This is a genomic window from Vibrio cincinnatiensis (assembly GCF_022113815.1).
Classification (GTDB): domain Bacteria; phylum Pseudomonadota; class Gammaproteobacteria; order Enterobacterales; family Vibrionaceae; genus Vibrio; species Vibrio cincinnatiensis_A.
On sequence record NZ_SGOM01000007.1, the window covers coordinates 67,537 to 91,851 of the forward strand.

Sequence of the window (24,315 nt, forward strand, 5' to 3'; positions counted from 1 at the left end):
TACATCACGAGTAATTGTGTGTTTTTCAGAGCAATTTCCTTGTAGATAGAGCATAAACGAGTAGTAAAGTAACCCAATTATTTTTCGATAAAAGCATTCCGTATTATGACTGAACAATATAATGCTGGAGCCATTGAAGTTTTAAATGGCTTAGAACCAGTACGTCGCCGACCTGGGATGTATACGGATACCACGCGCCCTAACCACTTAGGGCAAGAAGTTATCGACAACAGCGTCGATGAAGCGTTGGCCGGATATGCCACTAAGGTTCAGGTGATTCTTCATGCCGATCAATCATTAGAAGTTATTGATGATGGGCGTGGTATGCCCGTTGATATTCACCCAGAAGAGAAAGTCTCTGGTGTGGAACTGATCTTATGTAAATTGCATGCCGGTGGTAAGTTCTCTAATAAGAACTATCAATTTTCTGGTGGTTTGCATGGGGTGGGAATTTCGGTTGTTAACGCATTATCCAAACGTATTGAAGTCACCGTTCGTCGTGATGGGCAGGTTTATGACATTGCCTTTGAACACGGTGACAAAGTTTCCGATCTTACGGTTACCGGAACTTGTGGTCGGCGTAATCGAGGAACTTCTGTACATTTTTGGCCCGAAGCTCGTTACTTTGACTCCGCCAACTTCTCCGTTTCTCGATTAATCAATAATTTACGCGCTAAAGCGGTTTTGTGCCCAGGCTTAGAAGTCACCTTTACCGATAAGGTGAACGATAAAGAGTACCGCTGGTTCTATGAAGATGGTTTAAAAGACTATTTGGCGGAGGGCGTTAAAGGCTATACCTTATTGCCCGAAGAGCCATTTACTGGTGAGTTAAAAACAGACATTGAAGCGGCCAACTGGGCCGTTATTTGGCTTCCTGAAGGGGGCGATTTAATTACCGAAAGTTATGTTAACTTGATTCCTACCCCTCAGGGCGGTACGCACGTTAACGGATTACGCCAAGGCTTACTGGATGCAATGCGGGAGTTTTGTGAGTTCCGCAATCTGCTGCCGCGTGGTGTTAAGTTAACTGGTGAAGATGTATTTGATCGTTGTGCGTATGTCTTATCGATCAAAATGCAAGATCCTCAATTTGCTGGGCAAACTAAAGAGCGGCTCTCTTCTCGTCAAACTGCTTCCTTTGTTTCTAGCGTGGTAAAAGACGCGTTTAGCTTGTGGCTCAATGAAAAACCTCAACTGGCTGAATTATTGGCTGAAACTTGCATTGCGAATGCTCATCGCCGTATGCGAGCCAGTAAAAAAGTCGTTCGGAAAAAAGTCGCTTCAGGCCCAGCGTTACCGGGAAAATTAACCGACTGTTCGCAGCAAGATCTTAGCCGTACTGAGCTTTTCTTAGTGGAAGGGGATTCCGCCGGTGGCAGCGCGAAACAGGCGCGTAACCGTGAGTTTCAGGCCATTATGCCCCTGCGCGGTAAGATCTTAAACACGTGGGAAGTGTCTGCTGATCAAGTGTTAGCTTCACAAGAAGTGCATGATATCTCAGTTGCTTTGGGCATTGATCCTGACAGTGATGATCTTGAGGCGTTGCGTTATGGCAAAGTCTGTATCTTAGCGGATGCGGACTCTGATGGCTTGCATATTGCCACACTGCTGTGTGCCTTGTTTACTCGCCATTTCCGGGCTTTAGTTCGTGCTGGTCATGTCTATGTAGCGATGCCACCACTTTATCGTATCGACTGTGGTAAAGAAGTGCATTATGCCTTGGATGACGGTGAAAAAGACGCCATTCTTGAACGTTTGAGTCAGAAAAAAGCTAAGATCAACGTCCAGCGCTTTAAAGGTCTAGGGGAAATGAACCCGCTCCAATTACGGGAAACTACCATGGATCCAAACACACGTCGTTTGGTGCAATTAACCATTGATGATGATAAAGAAACTGACGAAATGATGGATATGTTGTTAGGTAAAAAACGCGCCGATGATCGTCGCAGTTGGCTACAACGCAACGGTGATATGGCCGATATGGCAGAGGTACAATAAATGTCGACAGAAATTAATTTTGACGGCGTCGAACAACTGCCACTGCGTAAGTTTACTGAAGACGCTTATCTGAATTACTCCATGTATGTCATCATGGATCGTGCTCTACCTTATATTGGTGATGGGCTAAAACCGGTTCAACGACGTATTATTTATGCGATGTCTGAGCTGGGGCTTTCAGCCGCAGCGAAATACAAGAAATCGGCTCGTACGGTTGGTGATGTATTGGGTAAATACCACCCACATGGTGATTCCGCCTGTTATGAAGCCATGGTATTGATGGCCCAGCCTTTCTCCTATCGTTACCCGCTGGTTGATGGACAAGGTAACTGGGGGGCTCCGGATGATCCTAAATCTTTCGCCGCTATGCGTTATACCGAAGCAAAGTTATCGAAATTTGCTGAGATCTTACTGGGTGAATTAGGGCAAGGAACCGTTGAGTGGCAGCCTAACTTCGATGGCACGATGAAAGAGCCAAAAATGCTACCAGCACGTCTGCCGCACATCTTACTCAATGGGGTAACAGGGATTGCGGTGGGGATGGCTACCGATATCCCGCCACATAACGTGCGGGAAGTGGTTGATGCAACGATTCATTTAATCGAGCATCCTGATGCATCTTTACCTGACTTAATGCAGTACATCAAGGGACCTGATTTCCCAACGGAAGCGGAGATCATCACGCCTCAGGTTGAGTTAGAGAAAATGTACAAAACCGGGCGTGGTAGCGTAAAAATGCGTGCGGTATGGCATAAAGAAGGGTCTGATATCGTCATTTCCGCTTTGCCTCATCAAGTGTCAGGCGCAAAATTATTAGAACAGATTGCCAACCAGATGCGGGCGAAAAAGCTGCCGATGGTGGAAGATTTGCGCGACGAATCGGATCATGAAAACCCCACGCGTATCGTGATCGTACCTCGTTCCAATCGGGTAGATTGCGATACCTTGATGAACCACTTATTTGCTTCGACGGATCTTGAGAAAAGTTATCGAGTTAACCTGAATATGATCGGCCTTGATAACCGACCTCAAGTGAAAGGATTAACACAAATTCTTTCTGAGTGGGTTGAGTATCGTCGTGCGACCGTACGTTCTCGTTTGCAATTCCGTCTGGATAAGGTACTGGCACGCTTACATATTTTACAAGGTTTATTAATCGCTTATCTCAACATTGATGAAGTGATTGAAATTATCCGCCGTGAAGATGAACCCAAACCGGTGTTAATGCAACGTTTTGGAATTAGCGATATTCAAGCCGATGCTATTCTTGATACCAAGTTGCGTCACTTAGCTAAACTAGAAGAAGTGAAAATCCGTGCGGAACAAGAGGAACTAGAGAAAGAGCGCAAAAAGTTAGAAGAACTGCTTGGCTCCGAGCGTCGCTTAAATACCTTACTGAAAAAAGAGCTCAAAGCGGATGCCGAGAAATATGGTGATGATCGCCGTTCTCCTATCGTGGAGCGAGCGGAGGCAAAAGCATTAACCGAACGTGACTTAATGCCAAGTGAAGCCATCACAGTTGTCTTATCTGAGAAAGGTTGGATCCGCCATGCGAAAGGTCATGACGTTGATTGTCAGAGCTTGAGTTATAAGGCGGGAGATAACTATTTAGCGCACGCTTGTGGTAAGAGTAACCTTCCTGTCGTGCTATTAGGTAGTGATGGTCGGAGTTATTCCCTTGAGTCCCATACCTTGCCATCAGCCCGAGGGCAAGGTGAGCCTATCACGGGACGGCTAAACATTACCGAAGGCAGTTCTATTCGCCAAGTGATCATGGGTGAAGAAGAACAGTTATGGCTGGTTGGTTCCGATGCCGGATACGGTTTTGTCTGTAAAGGGACGGATTTGCTTTCAAAAAACCGCAGTGGTAAAGCTTTAGTCAATTTGCCTGAGAATTCAGAGATTTTAGCACCACAAGCGGTGAATGATTTGGATCATGATGAAATCTTAGCGATCACTAACCAAGGGCGCATGCTGCTCTTCCCAATTAAAGATCTACCGCAATTGAGTAAAGGTAAAGGGAATAAGATCATCAATATTCCAAGTGCAAAAGCGAAGGCTCGGGAAGAGGTGGTTTCTCATTTAATGGCGTTGCCAGCGGGTGTTTCCATTACTCTCTATGCGGGCAAACGTAAGTTAGGCTTAAAACCGACAGATTTAGATAACTTCCGAGGTGAGCGTGGTCGTCGGGGAAGTTTACTTCCTCGAGGTTTGCAGCGTGTCACGAGTATCGATATTGAAGCAGACCCAAGCCAAGAGTCGAGTGAAGAATAAATCCGTATGAACAAATAATAAAGCCCCATTTTGGGGCTTTATTATTATAAACAGGAATGAGCTAGTGATGTTCTTCTGACCAGCCGTCGCTGTCAGACATATCAGGGGCACCGGGAATCGCATTTTCTTCATCGGCCCAAGTACCAAAATCAATCATTTGACACTGCTTGCTGCAAAACGGGCGGTAAGGGCTCTGTTCTCCCCATTCTACCAACACACCGCATTGTGGGCATTTTACCACCGTCAGCTTCTTAGACATGGGATTCTCCTCTTGGTAAAAACCGACATTTTGCAAGATTAGCTGTATATTGCAAGACTAACTACATATCGCAAGATCGAAAGGAACCGTTTGGCTACTGGCTTGGCCGGAGTGAAAGTCGATAAATTTAATTGCAAAGCGATTTTTATGCCCGGAGATCATTGGATAAACCCCATATTCCAGAGGTATGGATAAACGAAGAATATTCGCCCCTTCCGCATCACTTTGATAAAAGCCTGATTGGGCCATATGGGCTTTATAATGGCCGGTCTCTCGGGTCAGTTTGAGCCATAATTTCAGAGCATCAGACAGAGGTTGAAGGGCGGACATCCACTGTTTAACGTCTTGGATTTTCTGTTCAATGGTAAGGTGGAGCCAATAATGGAGCGCTGGAAGATCGAAGCAGCAAGAGCCGCCGGGTAAATTAAATCGCTGTCGGATGGTACTCAGAAAGCGGTCTTCTTTCAGAGATTGTCCAAATCGTTCTCCCGCCAATAAATTACGGTGCACTTCGTCAATTTCAGCTAATAAAGTCATGAGCATCTCTTGATCAACGCCTTCAATGCCTTTCCACTGGCGATAAGCAAGGCGCTGCTTTTCTATATCTTTGGCTAATTCACTCTTGAGTTGCATTTGATCAAAAATATCAAGCAGATCAAAAAGAGCGCGAAACAGTAATTGATGCTGGAGTTTGTCCGCTAATTGGCATGCTTGCTCCATTTGATTGAGCAACGCTTCTACCCGCAAATAAATGCGAGTTTTTTCATTGAGCGGATGTTCAAACTTATGTGTAATCATGAAACTAGCCTTGGTGTATTTGAGGCTATTCTGACCGATTTGTACTACTTATGGCTAGATACTTTTTATGCAATTTCGTGATTTGTGGCAAAAGTCTCTGGTTTTGTGAATTATTTTCAATCACGTCATCAGCAAAAGCGAGCCGCTCAGCTCGGCTTGCCTGAGCGGATAAGATGGCGAGTACTTGTTGTTTACTCACTTTATCTCTGGCCTGAGTTCGTTCAATTTGAGTTTGCTCATCCACATCGATCACCAAAATACGATTGACCATTGACTGTAGCTGGTTTTCAATCAGGAGGGGCACAACCAATAGAGCATAAGGGGAGGTGACTTTTTGTAGTGCTTCGCTCATTTTTTGATTAATTAGGGGATGCAACAGCTGGTTTAGCCAGCTTTTCTCCGTCGCATCGGTAAAAATACGCTCGCGTAATGCGGTGCGATTTAAGCTGCCATCACGATGTAAGATGTCTGGGCCGAAATGCTCCACAATTGCGGCAAGCCCTTTTGTTCCTTGGGCAACTACGTCTCGGGCGATGATATCGGCATCGACGATATCAATCGAGAAATGTTGTTGAAACAAGTTTGCGACGGTGGTTTTTCCGCTTGCAATGCCTCCCGTAAGGCCGACGATCAAAGGCATAAAGGTTATCCTACTAATGAGTGTAAATACCAAGTAATGAGCTTATCGCCCCATAGCATGGCTAACCATCCTGCCATAGCTAGGTAAGGGCCAAAAGGAAAGGCTTTGTCTATGCCTCGCTTTTGCAGGCGTAATTGAACAATACCAAAGATAAGCCCAACAAAAGAGGAGAGCAGGATAATAAGCGGGAGCAATTGCCAGCCGAACCATGCGCCTAGCGCCGCCAATAGTTTGAAATCCCCATACCCCATGCCTTCTTTGCCGGTTAAGCCTTTAAATAGCCAGTAGATAGACCAAAGACAGAGATAACCCGTGATGGCCCCTATCACTGAATCCGTCAGTGATAAAGGGCTAATACCGAGTAACGCTAAGCTGATTCCTGCCCACATTAAGGGTAATGTCAATTGATCGGGTAATAACATGCAATCAAAATCAATAAATGTGGCAGCGATTAATACATAGGTAAAGAACAGTAAGGCAAGGCTATAGCCGCTGAGCCCAAAGTGGGATGCGACCACCCAACTGCTGAGTGCGGTGAGCAGTTCTATCAAAGGATAGCGAGCGCTGATCGAAGCTTGGCAGTGCGCGCATTGCCCTTTTAGCCATAGCCAACTGAATAGCGGGACATTATCCCGGATCCTGAGCTGTGTTTGGCAATGAGGACAGGTAGAGCGAGGTGTACTTAGCGTTAACTTTCCTTTGGGTGGTGTGATGCCATATTCAGGAAAAGAGTCGGCACACTCTTTACGCCATTCTCGCTCCATTATTTTAGGTAAACGGTAGATGACAACATTGAGAAAACTGCCAATCATTAAACCAAACAGGGTCGCTAAGGCCGGAAATAACCAAGGGTAATAATAGAAAATATCCATTTAGGCGCTCGAAATCGCAGGATCAGGGAAAGGTCGTATACTAACCTAATACACTCATTAAGTTAAAGATGGGAAGATACATCGCCACCACTAATCCTCCTACTACCACTCCTAGGAAGACGATAATCAACGGCTCTAGGATTTTCCCTAAATTATCTACGGTATTATCCACTTCAAATTCGTAAATGGTCGCAATTTTATTCAACATATCATCCAGTTTTCCCGATTCTTCTCCAATCATGACCATTTGTAGCACCATTTCGGGAAAGGCTTCTGTATTGCGCATGGCAATGTACATAGGCATTCCCGATGCGGTATCTCGGTGTACTTGATCAATCGCGGTTTCAAAATGCACATTACCCGCGGTTTTTGCGGTGGTTCTTAAGCTAGCCAGGATAGGAATACCCGCCGCAAAGCTGGTAGCAAGAGTACGGCTAAACTTGGCTATGGCTGCTTTCGCTAGGACGCCACCAATAATCGGAGATTTTAAGCCTAAGCGGCTGGTTTTAAGCCGAACTAGAAAGGACTTTTTACGAGCCGTTTTCAGTGCTAGAAATAAACTGATGATCAGTAAGAAGGCCCATAAACTATAAGTTTGTACGGCATGGGAGAGTTTAATAATTTGTTGTGTAAACCAAGGTAGCTCTGCGCCAAAGCCTTGGAACATACTTTCAAATTCAGGAATCACCATAGTTAGCATCAAGTAGGAAACGCCTAATGCAACCAAAACAACCATACTCGGATAGATCAGCGCTTTGACGACTTTAGCACGCAACTGCTCACTTTTTTCTCGGTAGGTAGCAAGGCGTTCAAAGACCTCGGCTAAATTTCCAGATTGTTCTCCCGTTTGAATCAAGTCGACATAGAGTGGATCAAAGTGACTGCTGGCGGTACGCATTGCTTTTGATATCGGCGTACCGGCTTCCACACTCTTGGTAATTTGAGCCAAAATCGATTTCATTTCTGCTTTACGGTGATTATCACCGACCAATTTGAGTGCTTGGACAATGGGAACCCCCGTGGTTAACATGGTCGATAATTGGCGGGTAAGTAGGGTGATATCTTTTGCTTTAACTCGGTGAGTTAAGCGGGTGAGGAGTGAAACACCTCCTTTTTTAATTTTCTTGATCTGAATATGCTGTTCTTTGAGTTTATCGCGCACTTCCAGTTCACTGAGCGCGAGTAACTGCCCAGCCACTTTTTTCCCAGAACTATTGATGCCTTTCCAACGGTAATTTTTCAGTTCATAAACTTTAGATGAATGCATAACAGATCAATTCCAATCAGTTAGAAATAGAGTACACGCTGTAATTCTTGAATACTGGTGATGCCGATTTTGAGTTTTTCTATGCCAGATTGCTGCAAAGTTTGCATGCCATTGGTTTGAGCGATGGCTTCAATTTGAGTAATGGAAGCTTTTTGCATAATGGCTTGAGCCAGTTGAGGCTCAAAGGCCATCACTTCATAAATACCGACTCGTCCACTGTAACCATTGGTGCATTCGTTACAGCCATTTGGATGGGCTCGGTAAATGGTTTGATCGGCGTCTAACGCAAACTGTTGTTGCTCGGTTAAGCTTGGAAAATAGGCTTCTTTGCAGTGTGGACATAACCGTCTGGCCAAGCGCTGAGCAATGATTAAACTGAGTGATGAGGCGAGGTTAAAGGGCTCTATGCCCATGTTGGCTAAGCGAATAACGGTTTCTGCGGCAGAGTTAGTGTGTAACGTCGACAAAACTAAGTGCCCTGTTTGGGCGGCTTTGACTGCGATTTCTGCGGTTTCTAAATCGCGGATTTCACCGACCATCACAATATCAGGATCTTGACGCAAAAATGAGCGTAGCGCTTGGGCAAAGCCAAAGCCAATTTTGGGTTGAACTTGGACTTGATTAATGCCGGGAAGGTTGATCTCAACCGGATCTTCTGCGGTAGAGATATTAACATCTTCAGTATTAAGAATGCTTAAGCCCGTGTAGAGTGAAACCGTTTTACCACTCCCTGTTGGCCCCGTCATTAGAATCATCCCTTGCGGCTGTTTCAGCGCGTTTAGGTAAAGCTGTTTTTGTGTGTCGTTATAACCTAACTTATCAATGTCTAAACTTGCGCTACTGCTATCGAGTAAGCGCAGGACGATTTTCTCTCCCCATAATGTAGGAAGGGTTGAAACACGCATATCGATGGCGGTATCTGCATTTAAGCGCAGTTTTATTCGCCCGTCTTGTGGGAGTCGGCGTTCAGCGATATCCAGTTTAGAGAGAATTTTGATCCGTGCAGCAAGCCGTCGCCCTAAGTGGCTTGCGGGCTGCTGGATCTGCACCAGAATTCCGTCACAGCGTAGGCGAATGCGGTATTGCTGTTCGTAAGGCTCAAAGTGTATATCGGAGGCCCCTTTACGGACGGCATCCAATAATATTTGGTTGATAAAGCGGCTCACTGGAGAGTCATCTTGGCTGAGATCTTCAACGGATTGCTTTTCATCATCCGAGATCTGTACCAAATCGGCCAGTTCATCTTGACTGATCTCTTTACCTTGCGCCGTAGCATGGTTGATTGTTCGACCATACAATCTACGAATGGCCGCTTGTAAGGCTTTATAGTCCGCCAGTACTAGTTCAATTTGTAGCCCGGTGGCAAAGCGAAATTCATCTTCAATTTGTAGATGTGTGGGGTCGGATACAGCTAAGGTCAGCACCTGTCCATTCCGCTGTAATGGTAAGGCTTGGTATTGTGTTATTAGCTCTCGCAAACCCAGCTGTTGACACAATGAAGCGTAGTCAAAGCGAGTTAAATCGGTTTCGGGCAGACCAAATATTTGGCTTAGGTGTTCGGTTAAATCATGATGGTGAAAAATATCCAGAGTCAATAAAGCTTCCGGTACACTGGCACCGGAAGTTTGGATATGGTCGACTACGGCTTGCTCTTGCGCCAAACTCATAAGTTGAGCCTGACGCAAAATAGCAATAAGGTTGGTAAGCATGGTTATGATTTGGTGGCTGGGCAACCTTTGGGCGCATTCTTGTCATCAGTTAATCCTGAAAGAGTACATCCCCAACCGTCATCATTGTCTCTTGTATAGGTAAATGTAGCCCCTTTAGCCGCGCCATCTTTATGTTCAAAGATAATACTATTGTTTTCACCAAAACGGAGTTCACCTAATGGATTAGCTTTTTCTGCAATTCCAAGAGTGGTCACTGCTCCAGATAACGAACCTGTTTCTTGTATATAAAGCTCAGCAGGAGTGATAACGGATTTTATGGTAGCAAACCCAGATGCCAACTCACTTTTCGTTACGTAGTCTTTATAGGCGGGAACAGCAATGGCGGATAAAACGCCAATGATTGCGACCACAATCATCAGTTCAATTAAGGTAAAACCTTGTTGTTTATGGTTTGGATTCTTTTTCATTACACTGTCATCCTCGTTGTGTAGTTAAGACAGACAGAGAATAAGCACAGCGTAGAGTTGAGAGAATGGCTTCAAGAATGAGCTTCGAGTCAGGCGACGTTTTTGGTCGAGGCGTAAAAAACGTTACATAAAGTTTGCGAGTCAGCTAAAAGGCTAGGCTTAGGAATGAAACCTAAGCCTTTAAATTCTAGGTTATTTATTGTTGGAAACGCATTGATAAATCTAATGCTTTAATGTGTTTGGTGAGCGCGCCGACCGAGATGTAGTCAATGCCTGTTTCTGCATAATCACGAATCGTCTCTAGGGTGATATTACCGGAGTTCTCTAATGCAATGCGTCCGGCATTAATTTTAACGGCTTCACGCATCATCTCAAATGAGAAGTTATCGAGCATAACAATATCCGCACCTGCGTTAATTGCCTCAGATAATTCGGCTAAACTTTCGGTTTCTACTTCAACGGGTTTACCGGGGTTGAGTTGTTTTGCGGTATGAATAGCTTGGGTGATGCCACCACAGGCAATGATATGGTTCTCTTTGATCAAATAGGCATCAAAAACGCCAATTCGATGGTTAAAACCGCCGCCACAAGCCACGGCATATTTTAATGCGCTACGTAAGCCTGGAATGGTTTTACGGGTATCGAGTAGTCGGCACGATGTGCCTTGTAAAGCATCCACGTATTGAGCGGTTGTCGTTGCGCAGCCCGACAGCGTTTGAATAAAGTTCATCGCATTACGTTCGCCCGTGAGTAAAATACGGGCAGGCCCACTTAACGTGCAGAGTGTTTGATTGGCGGTCAGAATATCACCGTCTTCAACTTGCCATTCAATGGTGACTTGACCACCTAGCTGTTTAAACACTTCTTCTGCCCACATCTTTCCGCAAAAAACACCCGCCTCTCGGGTAATGAGTGTGGCGTGGCTATGGACATCAGCAGGGATCAAACTGGCGGTGATATCCGCAGTAGCATCAAGGGTTCCACCTAAATCTTCTTTTAAGCTATCAGTCACGGATCGCGTGATTTCTAACGGCAGTTGCTGCTTGAGATAATCTAAGCGTTGTTGACTATTGTGGGGGTGTTTCATCGCAAATCATCTTTGTTTGTGGAAGAAAGGGGCATGATACGATGAGTCGCTTGGAAATTCAGCTGTTAATCTCCCATTCTGGCTTTATGAGGCGGTAGGGAAAAGATTTTCTCATTAAACATAGGCGAAAAGGAGCAGTGATAAGCTTTTTTTCTCGAGTATACTGATGGGAAATAACAAGAGCAGAAGTAACGTTATGATTGATCAACATGGTTGGTATCAAGGGGCACGGCGTGTCGAATCTCCGTTTTACGATCAACGGCCAGATGAGCGTGATATTTCACTACTGGTGGTGCACAACATCAGTTTACCTCCCGGTCAATTTGGTGGGCCTTATATTGAACAGTTTTTTAGTGGCACGTTAGCGAGCCAAGCTCATCCTTTTTTTAAAGTGATTGAGAAGATGCAAGTCTCGGCGCACTGTTTGATCCGTCGAGATGGAGAAGTGGTGCAATTTGTTCCTTTTTCAGCCCGAGCTTGGCATGCTGGGCAATCTTCTTTTGCTGGGCGTGAACGATGTAATGATTACTCAATCGGCATTGAACTAGAGGGGAGTGATTTTATTGCCTATACCCAAGCACAGTATCAAGCATTGGTGAGTTTAACGGAGCAATTGATGGCGCACTACCCCACCTTGACTCGGGAGCGCATTACTGGCCATCAGTACATTGCGCCAATGCGAAAAACAGACCCTGGGTTAGTCTTTGATTGGCGCTACTTTCTTAGCCAAATTCAGCCATAATAGAGGTTATGTAAATGGCTGATATTCGGTGAGGATCTGTTCAATCCAAGTGGCAATTCGTTCATCACTTAGCTCGTATTGTGAGTCTTCATCAAGCGCTAGCCCAACAAAATGCTGACCATCTTCGGTAAGCGCTTTGGAGGCTTCAAACTGATACCCTTTAGTTGGCCAGTAGCCGATGAGTTTAGCTCCGTTCTTCTTGACTGCATCGTGCAGCATTCCCATCGCATCCAGATACCATTCGCCATAGCCTTCTTGATCGCCTAAGCCGTACAATGCGACGAACTTGTCGTTTAGCGGTACGCCATCGATGTGATCCCATATCGCGCTCCAATCTTCTTGGATTTCACCAAAATCCCAAGTGGAAATGCCCAGAATCAACAAGTCATAGTCGCGCATTCGAGAAAGTGGCGTGTCTTTGACATTGTGGATATCAAGTAATTCTTCACCAATAATAGCGCGCATTTTTTCTGCTGCCATCTCGGTGTAGCAAGTCGTTGAGCCGTAAAACAGACCGATTTTCATAGGATTTCTATTCTTTATTTCTTTTGATGAGGGAATTCTATACCTAACACAACAGGAGATACCAGAGCCGACGACCTAGGAGTGGTGAAGAATTTGTGGTATTAAGTTGGGGTTATCCTAACAATATATAATGAGAATCAACGGTGTCAGAGCAATTGTCGGCCGATCAAGGGCTGATCGAGCAGTTTTTAGATGCGATGTGGATGGAGCGAGGGTTAGCGGAAAATACGTTAAGCTCGTATCGTAATGATCTTAATAAATTACTGAACTGGATGCAGCAACACCACTATCGGTTAGATTTCATCAGCTTAGCGGGCTTATTGGAATATCAAAGTTGGCTGACTGATCAAAATTATAAGCAAACTTCGCGGGCGAGAATGATCTCAGCGATGCGCCGTTTGTTCCAATATTTACATCGTGAAAAGATTCGCAGTGACGATCCCAGTGCTTTGTTGGTCAGCCCCAAACTGCCGCAACGGTTACCGAAAGATCTCAGTGAAGCGCAAGTGGAATCTCTATTAAATGCTCCCAATCCTAGTGATCCTCTAGAGCTACGTGATAAAGCGATGCTTGAGCTGTTATACGCAACAGGGCTGCGGGTGACGGAGCTGGTCTCCCTTACGATGGAAAACATGAGTTTAAGGCAGGGGGTGGTCAGGGTGATCGGTAAAGGAGGCAAAGAACGTTTAGTCCCGATGGGAGAAAATGCCATTGAATGGATTGAAACTTTTCTTGCTCAAGGGCGGTCTTACCTGCTGGGCGAGCAGACGTCTGATGTGGTTTTTCCCAGTAAACGCGCTCAACAAATGACCCGGCAAACCTTTTGGCATCGTATTAAATATTATGCGGTGATCGCTGGTATTGATGTGGAAAAACTTTCCCCTCACGTGCTGCGTCATGCTTTTGCCACTCATCTACTTAACTACGGGGCAGATTTACGCGTCGTACAGATGTTACTTGGCCATAGTGACTTATCCACCACACAAATTTATACTCACGTCGCCACTGAACGACTTAAACAAATACACAGCGAGCACCATCCAAGGGCTTGATAGAAAGGATTTTTTATGAAGGTTTTATACCGGTTACCATTACTGCTTCTAACGATTGTTACAACGGCCTGCTACGCGCAGGGTGGGGCGACAGGTATTGATAAAAATGTGTTTGCAAAACGCTTTGCGCCACTGGGGCTGGAAGTGCTTTCCGTTACGCCTGCGGATATTGCCGGTTTGGTCGAAGTGCAAACACCAGGTGGGGTTGTGTTTGCTTCTGAAGATGGTCAGCATTTTATTGCCGGAACATTGTATGCGTTAAAGGATAATGGTAGCTATGTGGATGTGCTTGCGAAACGACAAGCTCCGATCAACGCTAAGAAAATAGAACAGTTAAAAACCAGTATGATTGAGTATAAAGCACCCAATGAGCAATATGTGGTGACGGTCTTTACCGATACCACTTGTGGTTATTGTGTGCGTCTACATAGCCAAATGAAAGAGTATAACGATTTGGGAATTACGGTGCGTTATTTGGCTTATCCACGGCAAGGACCCGTTGGGCAAGTGGCGGATCAAATGGCCGCGATTTGGTGCGCTGATGATCCTAAAGCCGCAATGCATAATGTCAAAATTGAAAGACAATCAGCCTTGGCCAAAGGCGATCTTAAACAATGTCAGCAGACGATTGCACAACATTATCAGCTAGGCCGAGAACTGGGTATTTCCGGAACGCCAGCTATTTTTCTTCCCAATGGTGAAATGGTCGGAGGATATTTGCCTGCCGATCAACTCAAAAAGCGCCTGCAACAGCAGTAAGTATTTCGCCTTATCGACTAACTTAGGAAGCGGGCTTGGTTTATCCAAGCCTGATTATTTTTATGATAGAGATCCAAAGAAGACCCGATCCTGATCTGAGTCAGTTGCCAGATTCCATTCCCGACTTACTCAAACGAATTTATCTTAATCGTGGGATAACCACGACTGAACAACTGGAAAAGGCAGCAAAAGCTTTGCATTCCTACCGACAATTACACGGTATTGAGAAAGCGGTTGAATTACTGTTCAATGCAATTCAACAACAACAACGTATTATTATCGTCGGAGACTTTGATGCTGATGGGGCAACCAGTTGTGCGCTATCGGTTTTAGCCTTACGTATGCTTGGTTGCCGTAATGTGGATTATCTGGTTCCTAATCGTTTTGAAGATGGATACGGATTAAGCCCAGAAGTGGTTGACCAAGCCTTAGCGCTTGGTGCTGAGATGATCATGACGGTGGATAACGGTGTTTCTTCTATTGAAGGCGTACGTTATGCCAAACAGCATGGGTTAACCGTATTGGTGACGGATCACCATTTACCCGGGCAATCATTACCTGAGGTTGATGCCATGGTTAACCCTAATTTACAGCAGTGTGCTTTTCCTTCGAAAGCTCTGGCTGGCGTAGGGGTGGCTTTTTATCTCATGATGGCACTGTGTGTGCACATGCGCCAGTCAGGTTGGTTTCATCAGCAAGGAATGGCAGAACCTAAATTAATGGAGCTGATCGATCTGGTTGCGTTGGGGACGGTTGCTGATGTTGTGCCGTTGGATGAAAATAACCGAATCCTTGTACATCAAGGCTTACAACGTATTCGAGCGGGTAAGGCACGTCCGGGAATCCAAGCGTTGATTGAAGTGGCGAAACGTGATGCTCGTCGATTGATTGCAGCTGATTTTGGTTTTGCTTTAGGGCCTCGAATTAATGCAGCTGGGCGTTTAGATGATATGTCGTTTGGGGTCGAACTTTTGCTGACCAACAATATTCATGCCGCTCGCCGAATGGCGAATGAATTGGATGCGCTTAATCAAACACGTAAAGAGATCGAAGAAGGGATGAAGCAAGAAGCGCTGGCTTTTTGTGAGCGGCTACAATTTGGTGAAAATAGCACATTACCAGCTGGTTTAGTGTTATTTCAAAGAGATTGGCATCAAGGCGTTATTGGCATATTGGCCTCTCGTATTAAAGATAAATACCACCGTCCCGTGATCGCTTTTGCTGATGGTGGAGAGGGGCTAATGAAAGGTTCTTGTCGCTCCATTCCTGGCCTGCATATGCGTGATACTTTAGATAACATTGATACGCAAAATCCGGGCATGATCATTAAATTCGGTGGTCATGCTATGGCGGCTGGGTTAACCATCGCTGAGCGTCAATTTGAACGTTTTCGGCAGCTATTTGAACAAGCTGTCAGTGAACAGTTAGACGAAGCCAGCCTAAAAGGAATATTACTGAGTGATGGTGAACTCAAGCCAGAAGAGTTTTCAATGCATACGGCGGAAACCTTACGTGCTGGGGGCCCATGGGGCCAAGCATTTCCTGAACCTTTATTTGATGGTGAATTTAAAGTGCTTCATCAAAAATTAGTGGGAGAAAAACACCTCAAACTGATGTTGGAACCATTATTTAAAGGGCATCCGACCCATATTATGATCGATGGCATCGCCTTTAACGTGGATTTACGCCGTTGGCCGGATGCTTCAGTGAAAACGGTCCATCTGGCTTATAAGTTGGACATTAATGAATTTCGTGGCAACCAATCTTTACAGCTATTGATTGATCATATCGAAGCCCAATAACCCTTACGCTCATAACTTGAGGGGGAAGCCTATGACCCTCTCAAGTTTTATCTTCCTGTTATTCTTAAATTTTTCTCCCTTTATTGTGCAATAAAAGGCATGTAGCCCGCCATTTTCCCATCTGTATGTTTTTTGTAATTGGTCTGACCAATCCTATTTCCGTTTTAGTGTGCTATTGTTATCAAAGTGTTTTGGTTAGCCCTGTTCTATGATTTACATCAATTTTCGGCTGGACAATTACGTTTTAATTATGTTAATTTCTACCTCAACTTGAAATTGGTATTACCAATTGCCAACGGTAAAATTAAAGAGCAAAAGAACAATAAATTATGGCTTATCAAAGGATCCGTCAGCCGAAACTTTCCGATGTGATTGAGCAAGAATTAGAGCGGTTGATTGTGGAAGGAACATTGACGCCTGGACAGCAACTCCCTCCCGAGCGTGAGTTAGCAAAGCAGTTCGATGTCTCTCGACCTTCCGTTCGTGAAGCCATACAGCGTTTAGAAGCCAAACGTCTTTTAACGCGTCGCCAAGGCGGTGGTACATTCGTCAGTGAGCATATCTGGCAAAGTTTCTCCGATCCTCTGCTAAATTTATTGTCTAGTCACTCGGAAACTCAGTTGGATTTACTGGAAGCGCGCCATGCGCTAGAAGGTATTTCCGCTTATTTTGCTGCATTGCGTGGTACTGATGAAGATTTTGCTCGTATTCAAGCCAGTGTGGTGCGAATCGGTGAAATGCAAGAGAAACAGGATGTTGAAGCTGAAGCGGTCAGTGTAATGAAATTTCTCATTGCGATAACCGAAGCGGCCCATAATGTTGTTTTATTGCATATCGTTCGTAGTCTCGCTCCATTGCTTGAGCAAAACATTCTGCAAAATTTTAAATTATTACATCGCCGCCCCGAAGCGGTTGAGAAAGTAAGTAAGCACCGAGCTAATATTGTGGACGCGATCGTATCTGGCCAGCCAGAAAAGGCTCGTGAGATGTCACATTCACACTTAGCTTATATTGAAGAAACATTGTTGGATTTGACCCGAGAAGAGTCTCGACGTGAGCGTTCTCTGCGCCGTATCCAACAGGGTAATGAACCGCAATAGCGGTCCATTGCGATTCTAAATAAATCCAACCAACAGAAGGATAGATCGCCATGTCTGACATGAAGCATGACGTAGATGCACTGGAAACTCAGGAGTGGCTTTCCGCCCTTGAGTCAGTTGTACGTGAAGAAGGTGTAGAGCGTGCGCAATTCTTATTAGAAGAAGTTCTAGAGAAAGCCCGTCTCGATGGCGTTGATATGCCCACTGGTATCAACACAAACTATATCAACACGATTCCGGCCGCCCAAGAGCCCGCATATCCCGGTGATACGACGATTGAGAAACGTATTCGTTCCATCATTCGTTGGAACGCGATCATGATCGTGTTGCGTGCTTCTAAGAAAGATTTGGACTTGGGAGGGCATATGGCCTCTTTCCAATCTTCAGCCGCATTCTATGAAACTTGCTTCAACCATTTCTTCCGTGCGCCTAACGAGAAGGACGGTGGCGATCTGGTTTATTATCAAGGTCATATTTCTCCAGGGATTTATGCTCGTGCTTTCCTAGAAGGCCGCTTGACTGAAGATCAGTTAGATAACTTCCGTCAAGAAGTGGATGGTAAAGGGATTCCTTCTTACCCACACCCTAAATTGATGCCTGAGTTCTGGCAATTCCCAACCGTTTCGATGGGACTTGGCCCGATCGCTTCAATTTATCAAGCGCGTTTCTTGAAATATTTAGATGGCCGTGGGCTAAAAGATACTTCCGAACAACGTGTTTACGCCTTCCTTGGTGATGGTGAAATGGATGAGCCAGAATCACGCGGTGCTATCTCATTTGCTGCCCGTGAAAAACTGGACAACCTCTGTTTCTTAATCAACTGTAACCTACAGCGTCTAGATGGCCCAGTGATGGGTAACGGCAAGATCATTCAAGAGCTAGAAGGCCTATTTAAAGGCGCTGGCTGGAATGTGGTGAAAGTGATTTGGGGCAACAACTGGGATGCGCTATTAGCGAAAGACACCTCTGGTAAGCTACTGCAATTGATGAATGAAACCATTGATGGCGATTACCAAACCTTTAAAGCGAAAGATGGTGCTTACGTTCGTGAACATTTCTTTGGTAAATACCCAGAAACCGCGGCCTTGGTTGCGGACATGACGGATGACGAAATCTTCGCGTTAAAACGTGGTGGTCATGAGCCGTCAAAACTGTTTGCTGCCTTTAAAAATGCTCAGCAAACCAAAGGCCGCCCAACCGTTATTCTAGCGAAAACCGTCAAAGGTTATGGTATGGGGGATGCTGCTGAAGGGAAAAACATCGCACACCAAGTGAAGAAAATGGATATGACCCATGTACTTGCGATGCGTAACCGCCTTGGCCTACAAGATTTGATTTCAGATGAAGAGGTGAACAAACTCCCTTATCTGAAATTGGAAGAAGGTTCTAAAGAATTCGAATATCTGCATGCACGCCGTAAAGCTTTGCATGGCTATACGCCACAGCGTTTGCCTAAGTTTACTCAAGCCTTTATTACCCCTGAACTGGAAGAGTTCAAGCCACTGCTTGAAGAACAAAAACGTGATATTTCATCGACCATGGCGTTTGTTCGTACCTTGAACATTTTGTTGAAAGATAAAAATATCGGCCAAAATATCGTACCGATTATTGCAGATGAAGCACGGACCTTTGGTATGGAAGGTTTATTCCGTCAAATTGGTATCTACAACCCTCAAGGTCAGACTTACACACCAGAAGACCGTAGCGTGGTTTCTTACTATAAAGAAGATACGGCGGGGCAAGTACTGCAAGAAGGGATCAATGAACTGGGTGCGATGTCTTCATGGGTTGCTGCAGCAACCTCTTACAGCACAAATGATTTACCGATGATCCCGTTCTATATTTACTACTCTATGTTTGGCTTCCAACGTGTTGGTGATATGGCATGGATGGCGGGTGATCAACAAGCTCGTGGTTTCCTATTAGGTGCAACCGCAGGGCGTACAACGCTAAATGGTGAAGGGCTGCAGCATGAAGATGGTCATTCACATGTCTTAGCGAGCACGGTACCTAACTGCATCTCTTATGATCCTACTTTTGCTTATGAAGTTGCTGTCATCATTCAAGATGGTATTCGTCGCATGTATGGTGAGCAAGAGAACGTGTACTACTACTTGACACTCATGAATGAAAACTACCCAATGCCAGCGATGCCAGAAGGAGCGGAAGAGGGCATTCGTAAAGGTATTTACAAGCTAGAAACCTATACTGGCTCGAAAGGCAAAGTTCAATTAATGAGTTCAGGGACGATCATGAATGAAGTGCGCAAAGCCGCGCAAATTCTAAGTGATGAGTACGGTGTGGCTTCCGATGTGTACTCGGTGACTTCATTTAACGAATTGGCCCGTGATGGTCAAGCGTGTGAGCGTGATGCAATGCTTCACCCCGAAGCGGAGGCGAAAGTTCCTTATATTGCGCAAGTGATGGGCTCCGAGCCAGCGATTGCTGCAACCGACTACATGAAGAACTATGCAGAGCAAGTACGCGCTTATCTTCCAGCACAATCTTATAAAGTGTTGGGAACCGATGGTTTTGGCCGTTCTGACAGCCGTGAAAACTTACGTCGTCACTTCGAAGTGAATGCGAGTTATGTTGTCGTTGCCGCACTTAGCGAGTTGGCTAAACGTGGTGAACTAGATAAATCGGTCGTGGTTGATGCGATTAAGGCATTTAATATCGATACCGAAAAAACAAACCCGTTATACGCTTAATTGAAGGTAGGAAAGAATAATGGCAATCGAAATTAATGTACCGGATATTGGTGCGGATGAGGTTGAAGTTACTGAGATTCTTGTCAGCGTTGGCGACAAGGTCGAAGAAGAACAGTCACTGATCACCGTTGAAGGTGATAAAGCCTCTATGGAAGTCCCTGCGTCACAAGCAGGGATCGTAAAAGAGATCAAAATCGCTGTGGGTGACAAAGTCACGACGGGATCTTTGATCATGGTCTTTGAATCAGAAGGTGCGGCACAAGCCGCTCCTACACCGACGACAGAGGCTGTGCCAGCCGCAGCCCCTGCTAGTGCTGAGCTGAAAGAAGTTCAAGTGCCTGATATTGGTGGCGATGAAGTTGAAGTCACTGAAATCATGGTGGCTGTCGGCGATAGTGTTACTGAAGAGCAATCTCTGATCACCGTTGAAGGCGACAAAGCGTCAATGGAAGTGCCTGCGCCGTTTGCGGGTACGGTCAAAGAAATTAAAATTGCTTCTGGTGATAAAGTGACCACAGGCTCACTGATCATGGTCTTTGAAGTCGCAGGCTCTAGCGCATCAGTTACACCGACGACACAAGCTGAAGCTCCCACTACGGCTCCTGTCGTAGCGGCAGATAAAGAAGTGAATGTTCCTGATATCGGTGGTGATGAAGTTGAAGTGACAGAAATCATGGTTGCCGTTGGCGACATGGTGGAAGAAGAGCAATCGTTAATTACGGTGGAAGGCGATAAAGCGTCGATGGAAGTGCCTGCACCGTTTGCGGGTAAAGTGAAAGCCATTAAAGTGGTAGCCGGTGATAAAGTTTCTACTGGGTCACTGATCATGGTGTTTGAAGTTGCGGGTGCAACGCCTGTGGCAGCGCCGGCTCAAGCGGTTCAAGCAACGCCAGCGGCGGCAGCTCAAAAAGTTGAAACCTCTAACACTCCGGCGACAACAACCAGTGACTTCCAAGAAAATCATGAGTACGCTCATGCTTCTCCAGTGGTTCGCCGTCTAGCGCGTGAGTTTGGTGTAAACTTAGCGAAAGTAAAAGGATCAGGTCGTAAGAGCCGCATTCTAAAAGAAGACGTTCAGAACTACGTGAAAGAAGCATTGAAACGTCTTGAATCGGGTTCTTCGGCTTCAGCTAAAGGGGATGGGGCTGCGCTAGGTCTCTTACCTTGGCCTAAAGTGGACTTTAGTAAGTTCGGTGATACTGAAGTTCAACCGCTTTCTCGTATTAAGAAGATTTCTGGTGCTAACCTGCATCGTAACTGGGTAATGATTCCTCATGTAACCCAGTGGGATAACGTGGATATCACTGAGCTAGAAAACTTCCGTAAAGAACAAAATGCGATCGAAGCGAAGAAAGACACAGGAATGAAGATCACCCCATTGGTGTTCATCATGAAAGCGGCAGCGAAAGCGCTTGAAGCTTTCCCAGCCTTTAATTCTTCCCTGTCAGAAGATGGCGAAAGCTTAATTCTGAAAAAGTACGTGAATATCGGCATTGCCGTTGATACACCAAATGGCCTTGTGGTTCCTGTCTTCAAAGACGTGAATAAGAAAGGCATTTATGAACTGTCTGAAGAGCTGGCGCAAGTATCGAAAAAAGCCCGTGCGGGTAAGTTAACCGCAGCAGATATGCAAGGCGGTTGTTTCACTATTTCAAGCCTAGGTGGTATCGGCGGTACGGCATTTACGCCGATCGTTAATGCTCCTGAAGTGGCGATTTTAGGGGTGTCTAAATCAGAAATGAAACCAGTATGGAATGGCAAAGAGTTTGCGCCACGCCTACAACTTCCGCTCTCTCTTTCTTACGATCACCGAGTGATTGATGGTGCGGAAGGTGCACGTTTTATCACGTACTTAAATGGCTGCTTGAGCGATATTCGTCGCTTAGTATTATAAGCATGACATAAACAATAAGGCGGCGTTGAGCCGCCTTGATTTAAGCATAATCTTGCAATTTGATGATAAGGAATATTTTTGTCATTGAATTGTTGTCTAGCTCACAGGCTACATGGATTTACTTTTCACACCATTAACATCTCTGTAAACTGTTACGGTCTGAAAATAATCGTTTTAAAGCTATAGAGTTTTAAACATAAGATAGAACCTTCCACTTAGCCTGTTAGGGATATTGACTATAAGAGGTCGAAATGAGCAAAGAAATTAAAGCCCAAGTTGTTGTACTTGGTGCCGGTCCTGCTGGTTACTCCGCAGCTTTCCGCTGTGCCGATTTAGGTCTGGATACCGTACTTATCGAACGTTACAACACGCTTGGCGGCGTGTGTCTCAATGTTGGGTGTATCCCTTCAAAAGCCCTACTTCATGTTGCGAAAGTGATAGAAGAAGCCAAAGCGCTTGCGGAACACGGCATTGTCTTTGGCGAGCCACAAACGGATATCGATAAAATTCGTTTATGGAAAGAGAAAGTGATTAACCAATTAACGGGCGGTCTTGGCGGTATGGCTAAGATGCGTAAAGTGAATGTGGTTAACGGTTTTGGCAAATTTACTGGCCCCAATAGCATTGAAGTGGAAGGTGAAGAGGGGACAACCGTCGTTAACTTTGACAACGCCATCATTGCCGCGGGTTCTCGCCCAATTAAATTGCCTTTTATTCCACATGAAGATCCTCGTATTTGGGATTCAACCGATGCGCTGGAACTGAAAGAAGTCCCTGGAAAACTGCTGATCATGGGTGGGGGAATCATCGGTCTAGAAATGGGGACGGTTTATCACGCTCTTGGTTCACAGATTGATGTGGTTGAAATGTTTGACCAAGTGATCCCTGCCGCAGATAAAGACATTGTTAAAGTCTATACCAAACGTATCCAAAATAAATTCAACTTGATGCTAGAAACCAAAGTCACCGCCGTTGAAGCGAAAGAAGATGGTATTTACGTCTCGATGGAAGGTAAAAAAGCACCGGAAGAAGCGGAACGCTATGATGCGGTGTTAGTTGCGATTGGCCGTGTTCCTAACGGTAAATTGATGGATGCAGAGAAAGCGGGCTTAGAAGTGGATGAACGTGGTTTTATTCATGTTGATAAGCAGATGCGTACCAATATTCCTCATATTTTTGCGATTGGTGATATTGTCGGCCAGCCTATGTTGGCGCACAAAGGTGTGCACGAAGGCCACGTTGCCGCTGAAGTTATCGCAGGTAAGAAACATTACTTCGATCCAAAAGTGATTCCTTCTATCGCCTATACTGAGCCAGAAGTCGCTTGGGTGGGTAAGACAGAAAAAGAAGCGAAAGCTGAAGGTATTAGCTATGAAGTGGCCACCTTCCCATGGGCAGCGTCAGGGCGTGCCATTGCCTCTGATTGTGCTGATGGTATGACTAAGCTTATCTTTGATAAAGAGACTCATCGTGTGATTGGTGGGGCGATTGTCGGAACCAATGGTGGTGAACTACTGGGTGAAATTGGCTTAGCCATTGAGATGGGATGTGATGCCGAAGATATCGCACTGACCATTCATGCTCACCCAACATTGCATGAGTCTGTTGGCCTTGCCGCTGAAGTTTTTGAAGGAACGATTACTGATTTACCGAACGCGAAAGCGAAAAAGAAAAAGTAATTGATACCAGAGAAAGGAAAAGCCGCTGATGATTAAGCGGCTTTTTTATTTGAAAATAAAGCGTTAAGAAGCGACAGATAAATGCTCTCGGTTATAGATACACAGCATATCTAAATAATTGCTTACTAACTTGCAAACTTTCTGCTCATCTCGAACTCGGTTAGCCTGAACGAAGAGAGAATAGCAAATTCCGTGGAACAGCATGGCCAAATTTTCTGCATCAAGTTGAGCACAGACTTCGCCACGCTCGATAGCTTTCACAAAAACATTTCGAACCAGTAGCTGATTGGTTTTATTGCTCGACACAAATAGAGGCCAGACTTCGTCTCGGGTTGAGGCGCTCCATTCGAACCACACTTTTAACCAATGGCAGTCATCGATAGCAAGGTTAACCATTGCTGAAGCTATGCTATGCATGTTTTCTTTGGCATCGATCTCAAGGTCGATATGATCGGTTAGAAAATTTGAGAATTGGCGAACCACAAAGATTAAAACATCATCCACTAGATCTTCACGGGTTGGAAAGTAGTTAAATACGGTGGCCACAGAGACTTGGGCGATATCGGCAATATCCGCGTGTCCTCCACGTCCAATTCCTCGTTTGGCAAACACTTCCAGTGCGATGTCCATGAGTTGTTGTTTACGTTTTTGTGGAGAAAGCCTCGTTCTGGGGCGTTTCTCAATTGATGCGTCCATAGTTATATCCTTGCCACTTGACG

General features: G+C 45.3%; 20 protein-coding genes. 10 read left to right on the plus strand and 10 right to left on the minus strand.

The features are described from left to right. Positions 1 to 105 precede the first annotated feature (105 nt). Together parE and parC are read left to right on the plus strand one after the other, a co-directional pair. On the plus strand, positions 106 to 1,998 hold the full coding sequence (gene parE / locus EXA13_RS10395; RefSeq protein ID WP_238133118.1) for a DNA topoisomerase IV subunit B: 1,893 nt from the start codon (positions 106 to 108) through the stop codon (positions 1,996 to 1,998). Beyond that, positions 1,999 to 4,272 carry a DNA topoisomerase IV subunit A gene (parC, locus tag EXA13_RS10400; protein ID WP_238133119.1) on the plus strand — a complete coding sequence of 758 codons (2,274 nt, stop codon included), beginning with the start codon at positions 1,999 to 2,001 and terminating at the stop codon, positions 4,270 to 4,272. It begins immediately after the preceding gene. Positions 4,273 to 4,333: 61 nt separating this feature from the next. On the opposite strand, the gene yacG is transcribed toward parC, so the two are convergent. The 8 genes from yacG to nadC form a co-directional block, all read right to left on the minus strand. Beyond that, positions 4,334 to 4,531, minus strand: a complete 198-nt coding sequence (yacG, locus tag EXA13_RS10405) for a DNA gyrase inhibitor YacG (protein ID WP_238133120.1) — start codon at positions 4,529 to 4,531, stop codon at positions 4,334 to 4,336. Between the two features lie 57 nt (positions 4,532 to 4,588). Beyond that, entirely contained in the window at positions 4,589 to 5,329 is a 741-nt protein-coding gene (gene zapD / locus EXA13_RS10410; protein ID WP_238133121.1) for a cell division protein ZapD, read from the minus strand. A 25-nt stretch (positions 5,330 to 5,354) separates the two neighbouring features. Then, positions 5,355 to 5,969 carry a dephospho-CoA kinase gene (coaE, locus tag EXA13_RS10415; protein WP_238133122.1) on the minus strand — a complete coding sequence of 205 codons (615 nt, stop codon included), beginning with the start codon at positions 5,967 to 5,969 and terminating at the stop codon, positions 5,355 to 5,357. Between the two features lie 5 nt (positions 5,970 to 5,974). Beyond that, positions 5,975 to 6,841, minus strand: a complete 867-nt coding sequence (locus EXA13_RS10420) for a prepilin peptidase (RefSeq protein ID WP_238133123.1) — start codon at positions 6,839 to 6,841, stop codon at positions 5,975 to 5,977. Between the two features lie 40 nt (positions 6,842 to 6,881). Further along, positions 6,882 to 8,108 carry a type II secretion system F family protein gene (locus EXA13_RS10425; protein WP_238133124.1) on the minus strand — a complete coding sequence of 409 codons (1,227 nt, stop codon included), beginning with the start codon at positions 8,106 to 8,108 and terminating at the stop codon, positions 6,882 to 6,884. A 20-nt stretch (positions 8,109 to 8,128) separates the two neighbouring features. Beyond that, the gene (pilB, locus tag EXA13_RS10430; protein WP_238133125.1) at positions 8,129 to 9,817 is read right to left on the minus strand and encodes a type IV-A pilus assembly ATPase PilB; all 1,689 of its coding nucleotides are present in this window, start codon (positions 9,815 to 9,817) and stop codon (positions 8,129 to 8,131) included. 2 nt (positions 9,818 to 9,819) lie between these two features. After that, positions 9,820 to 10,245 (minus strand): pilin, encoded by a 426-nt coding sequence (locus EXA13_RS10435; RefSeq protein WP_238133126.1) that lies wholly within the window; start codon positions 10,243 to 10,245, stop codon positions 9,820 to 9,822. A gap of 196 nt (positions 10,246 to 10,441) precedes the next feature. Continuing rightward, on the minus strand, positions 10,442 to 11,332 hold the full coding sequence (gene nadC, locus EXA13_RS10440) for a carboxylating nicotinate-nucleotide diphosphorylase (protein ID WP_238133127.1): 891 nt from the start codon (positions 11,330 to 11,332) through the stop codon (positions 10,442 to 10,444). A gap of 196 nt (positions 11,333 to 11,528) precedes the next feature. On the opposite strand from nadC, the gene ampD reads away from it, so the two are divergent. Next, a complete protein-coding gene (gene ampD / locus EXA13_RS10445) occupies positions 11,529 to 12,074 on the plus strand; it encodes a 1,6-anhydro-N-acetylmuramyl-L-alanine amidase AmpD (protein WP_238133128.1) in 546 nt (181 codons plus the stop codon). Between the two features lie 6 nt (positions 12,075 to 12,080). Here ampD and fldB read toward each other — a convergent pair whose 3' ends face one another. After that, positions 12,081 to 12,599: a flavodoxin FldB gene (gene fldB, locus EXA13_RS10450; protein ID WP_238133129.1), complete on the minus strand. Its 519-nt coding sequence runs from the start codon at positions 12,597 to 12,599 to the stop codon at positions 12,081 to 12,083. Between the two features lie 143 nt (positions 12,600 to 12,742). On the opposite strand from fldB, the gene xerD reads away from it, so the two are divergent. From xerD to lpdA, 7 genes are all read left to right on the plus strand, one after another. Beyond that, positions 12,743 to 13,651: a site-specific tyrosine recombinase XerD gene (gene xerD, locus EXA13_RS10455; RefSeq protein WP_238133130.1), complete on the plus strand. Its 909-nt coding sequence runs from the start codon at positions 12,743 to 12,745 to the stop codon at positions 13,649 to 13,651. 15 nt (positions 13,652 to 13,666) lie between these two features. After that, the gene (dsbC, locus tag EXA13_RS10460; RefSeq protein WP_238133131.1) at positions 13,667 to 14,410 is read left to right on the plus strand and encodes a bifunctional protein-disulfide isomerase/oxidoreductase DsbC; all 744 of its coding nucleotides are present in this window, start codon (positions 13,667 to 13,669) and stop codon (positions 14,408 to 14,410) included. Between the two features lie 62 nt (positions 14,411 to 14,472). Beyond that, positions 14,473 to 16,212, plus strand: coding sequence for a single-stranded-DNA-specific exonuclease RecJ (recJ, locus tag EXA13_RS10465; RefSeq protein ID WP_238133229.1), 1,740 nt, complete (start codon positions 14,473 to 14,475; stop codon positions 16,210 to 16,212). A gap of 329 nt (positions 16,213 to 16,541) precedes the next feature. Further along, a complete protein-coding gene (pdhR, locus tag EXA13_RS10470; protein ID WP_238133132.1) occupies positions 16,542 to 17,312 on the plus strand; it encodes a pyruvate dehydrogenase complex transcriptional repressor PdhR in 771 nt (256 codons plus the stop codon). 50 nt (positions 17,313 to 17,362) lie between these two features. After that, on the plus strand, positions 17,363 to 20,023 hold the full coding sequence (gene aceE, locus EXA13_RS10475) for a pyruvate dehydrogenase (acetyl-transferring), homodimeric type (protein ID WP_238133133.1): 2,661 nt from the start codon (positions 17,363 to 17,365) through the stop codon (positions 20,021 to 20,023). 19 nt (positions 20,024 to 20,042) lie between these two features. Then, the gene (aceF, locus tag EXA13_RS10480) at positions 20,043 to 21,917 is read left to right on the plus strand and encodes a pyruvate dehydrogenase complex dihydrolipoyllysine-residue acetyltransferase (protein ID WP_238133134.1); all 1,875 of its coding nucleotides are present in this window, start codon (positions 20,043 to 20,045) and stop codon (positions 21,915 to 21,917) included. A gap of 251 nt (positions 21,918 to 22,168) precedes the next feature. Beyond that, the gene (lpdA, locus tag EXA13_RS10485; protein WP_238133135.1) at positions 22,169 to 23,596 is read left to right on the plus strand and encodes a dihydrolipoyl dehydrogenase; all 1,428 of its coding nucleotides are present in this window, start codon (positions 22,169 to 22,171) and stop codon (positions 23,594 to 23,596) included. A 63-nt stretch (positions 23,597 to 23,659) separates the two neighbouring features. Here lpdA and EXA13_RS10490 read toward each other — a convergent pair whose 3' ends face one another. Further along, positions 23,660 to 24,292, minus strand: a complete 633-nt coding sequence (locus tag EXA13_RS10490; RefSeq protein ID WP_238133136.1) for a LuxR/HapR/OpaR family quorum-sensing transcriptional regulator — start codon at positions 24,290 to 24,292, stop codon at positions 23,660 to 23,662. Between the last annotated feature and the right edge of the window lie 23 nt (positions 24,293 to 24,315).

What these genes read in the sequence shown, in the direction of transcription:
- EXA13_RS10420 (WP_238133123.1), bottom strand. Translation starts at nt 6,841, where the DNA reads ATGGATATTTTCTATTATTACCCTTGGTTATTTCCGGCCTTAGCGACC.
- ampD (WP_238133128.1), top strand. Translation starts at nt 11,529, where the DNA reads ATGATTGATCAACATGGTTGGTATCAAGGGGCACGGCGTGTCGAATCT.
- EXA13_RS10435 (WP_238133126.1), bottom strand. Translation starts at nt 10,245, where the DNA reads ATGAAAAAGAATCCAAACCATAAACAACAAGGTTTTACCTTAATTGAA.
- zapD (WP_238133121.1), bottom strand. Translation starts at nt 5,329, where the DNA reads ATGATTACACATAAGTTTGAACATCCGCTCAATGAAAAAACTCGCATT.
- dsbC (WP_238133131.1), top strand. Translation starts at nt 13,667, where the DNA reads ATGAAGGTTTTATACCGGTTACCATTACTGCTTCTAACGATTGTTACA.
- parE (WP_238133118.1), top strand. Translation starts at nt 106, where the DNA reads ATGACTGAACAATATAATGCTGGAGCCATTGAAGTTTTAAATGGCTTA.
- fldB (WP_238133129.1), bottom strand. Translation starts at nt 12,599, where the DNA reads ATGAAAATCGGTCTGTTTTACGGCTCAACGACTTGCTACACCGAGATG.
- lpdA (WP_238133135.1), top strand. Translation starts at nt 22,169, where the DNA reads ATGAGCAAAGAAATTAAAGCCCAAGTTGTTGTACTTGGTGCCGGTCCT.
- aceE (WP_238133133.1), top strand. Translation starts at nt 17,363, where the DNA reads ATGTCTGACATGAAGCATGACGTAGATGCACTGGAAACTCAGGAGTGG.
- recJ (WP_238133229.1), top strand. Translation starts at nt 14,473, where the DNA reads ATGATAGAGATCCAAAGAAGACCCGATCCTGATCTGAGTCAGTTGCCA.
- EXA13_RS10425 (WP_238133124.1), bottom strand. Translation starts at nt 8,108, where the DNA reads ATGCATTCATCTAAAGTTTATGAACTGAAAAATTACCGTTGGAAAGGC.
- pilB (WP_238133125.1), bottom strand. Translation starts at nt 9,817, where the DNA reads ATGCTTACCAACCTTATTGCTATTTTGCGTCAGGCTCAACTTATGAGT.
- pdhR (WP_238133132.1), top strand. Translation starts at nt 16,542, where the DNA reads ATGGCTTATCAAAGGATCCGTCAGCCGAAACTTTCCGATGTGATTGAG.
- coaE (WP_238133122.1), bottom strand. Translation starts at nt 5,969, where the DNA reads ATGCCTTTGATCGTCGGCCTTACGGGAGGCATTGCAAGCGGAAAAACC.
- EXA13_RS10490 (WP_238133136.1), bottom strand. Translation starts at nt 24,292, where the DNA reads ATGGACGCATCAATTGAGAAACGCCCCAGAACGAGGCTTTCTCCACAA.
- aceF (WP_238133134.1), top strand. Translation starts at nt 20,043, where the DNA reads ATGGCAATCGAAATTAATGTACCGGATATTGGTGCGGATGAGGTTGAA.
- parC (WP_238133119.1), top strand. Translation starts at nt 1,999, where the DNA reads ATGTCGACAGAAATTAATTTTGACGGCGTCGAACAACTGCCACTGCGT.
- nadC (WP_238133127.1), bottom strand. Translation starts at nt 11,332, where the DNA reads ATGAAACACCCCCACAATAGTCAACAACGCTTAGATTATCTCAAGCAG.
- yacG (WP_238133120.1), bottom strand. Translation starts at nt 4,531, where the DNA reads ATGTCTAAGAAGCTGACGGTGGTAAAATGCCCACAATGCGGTGTGTTG.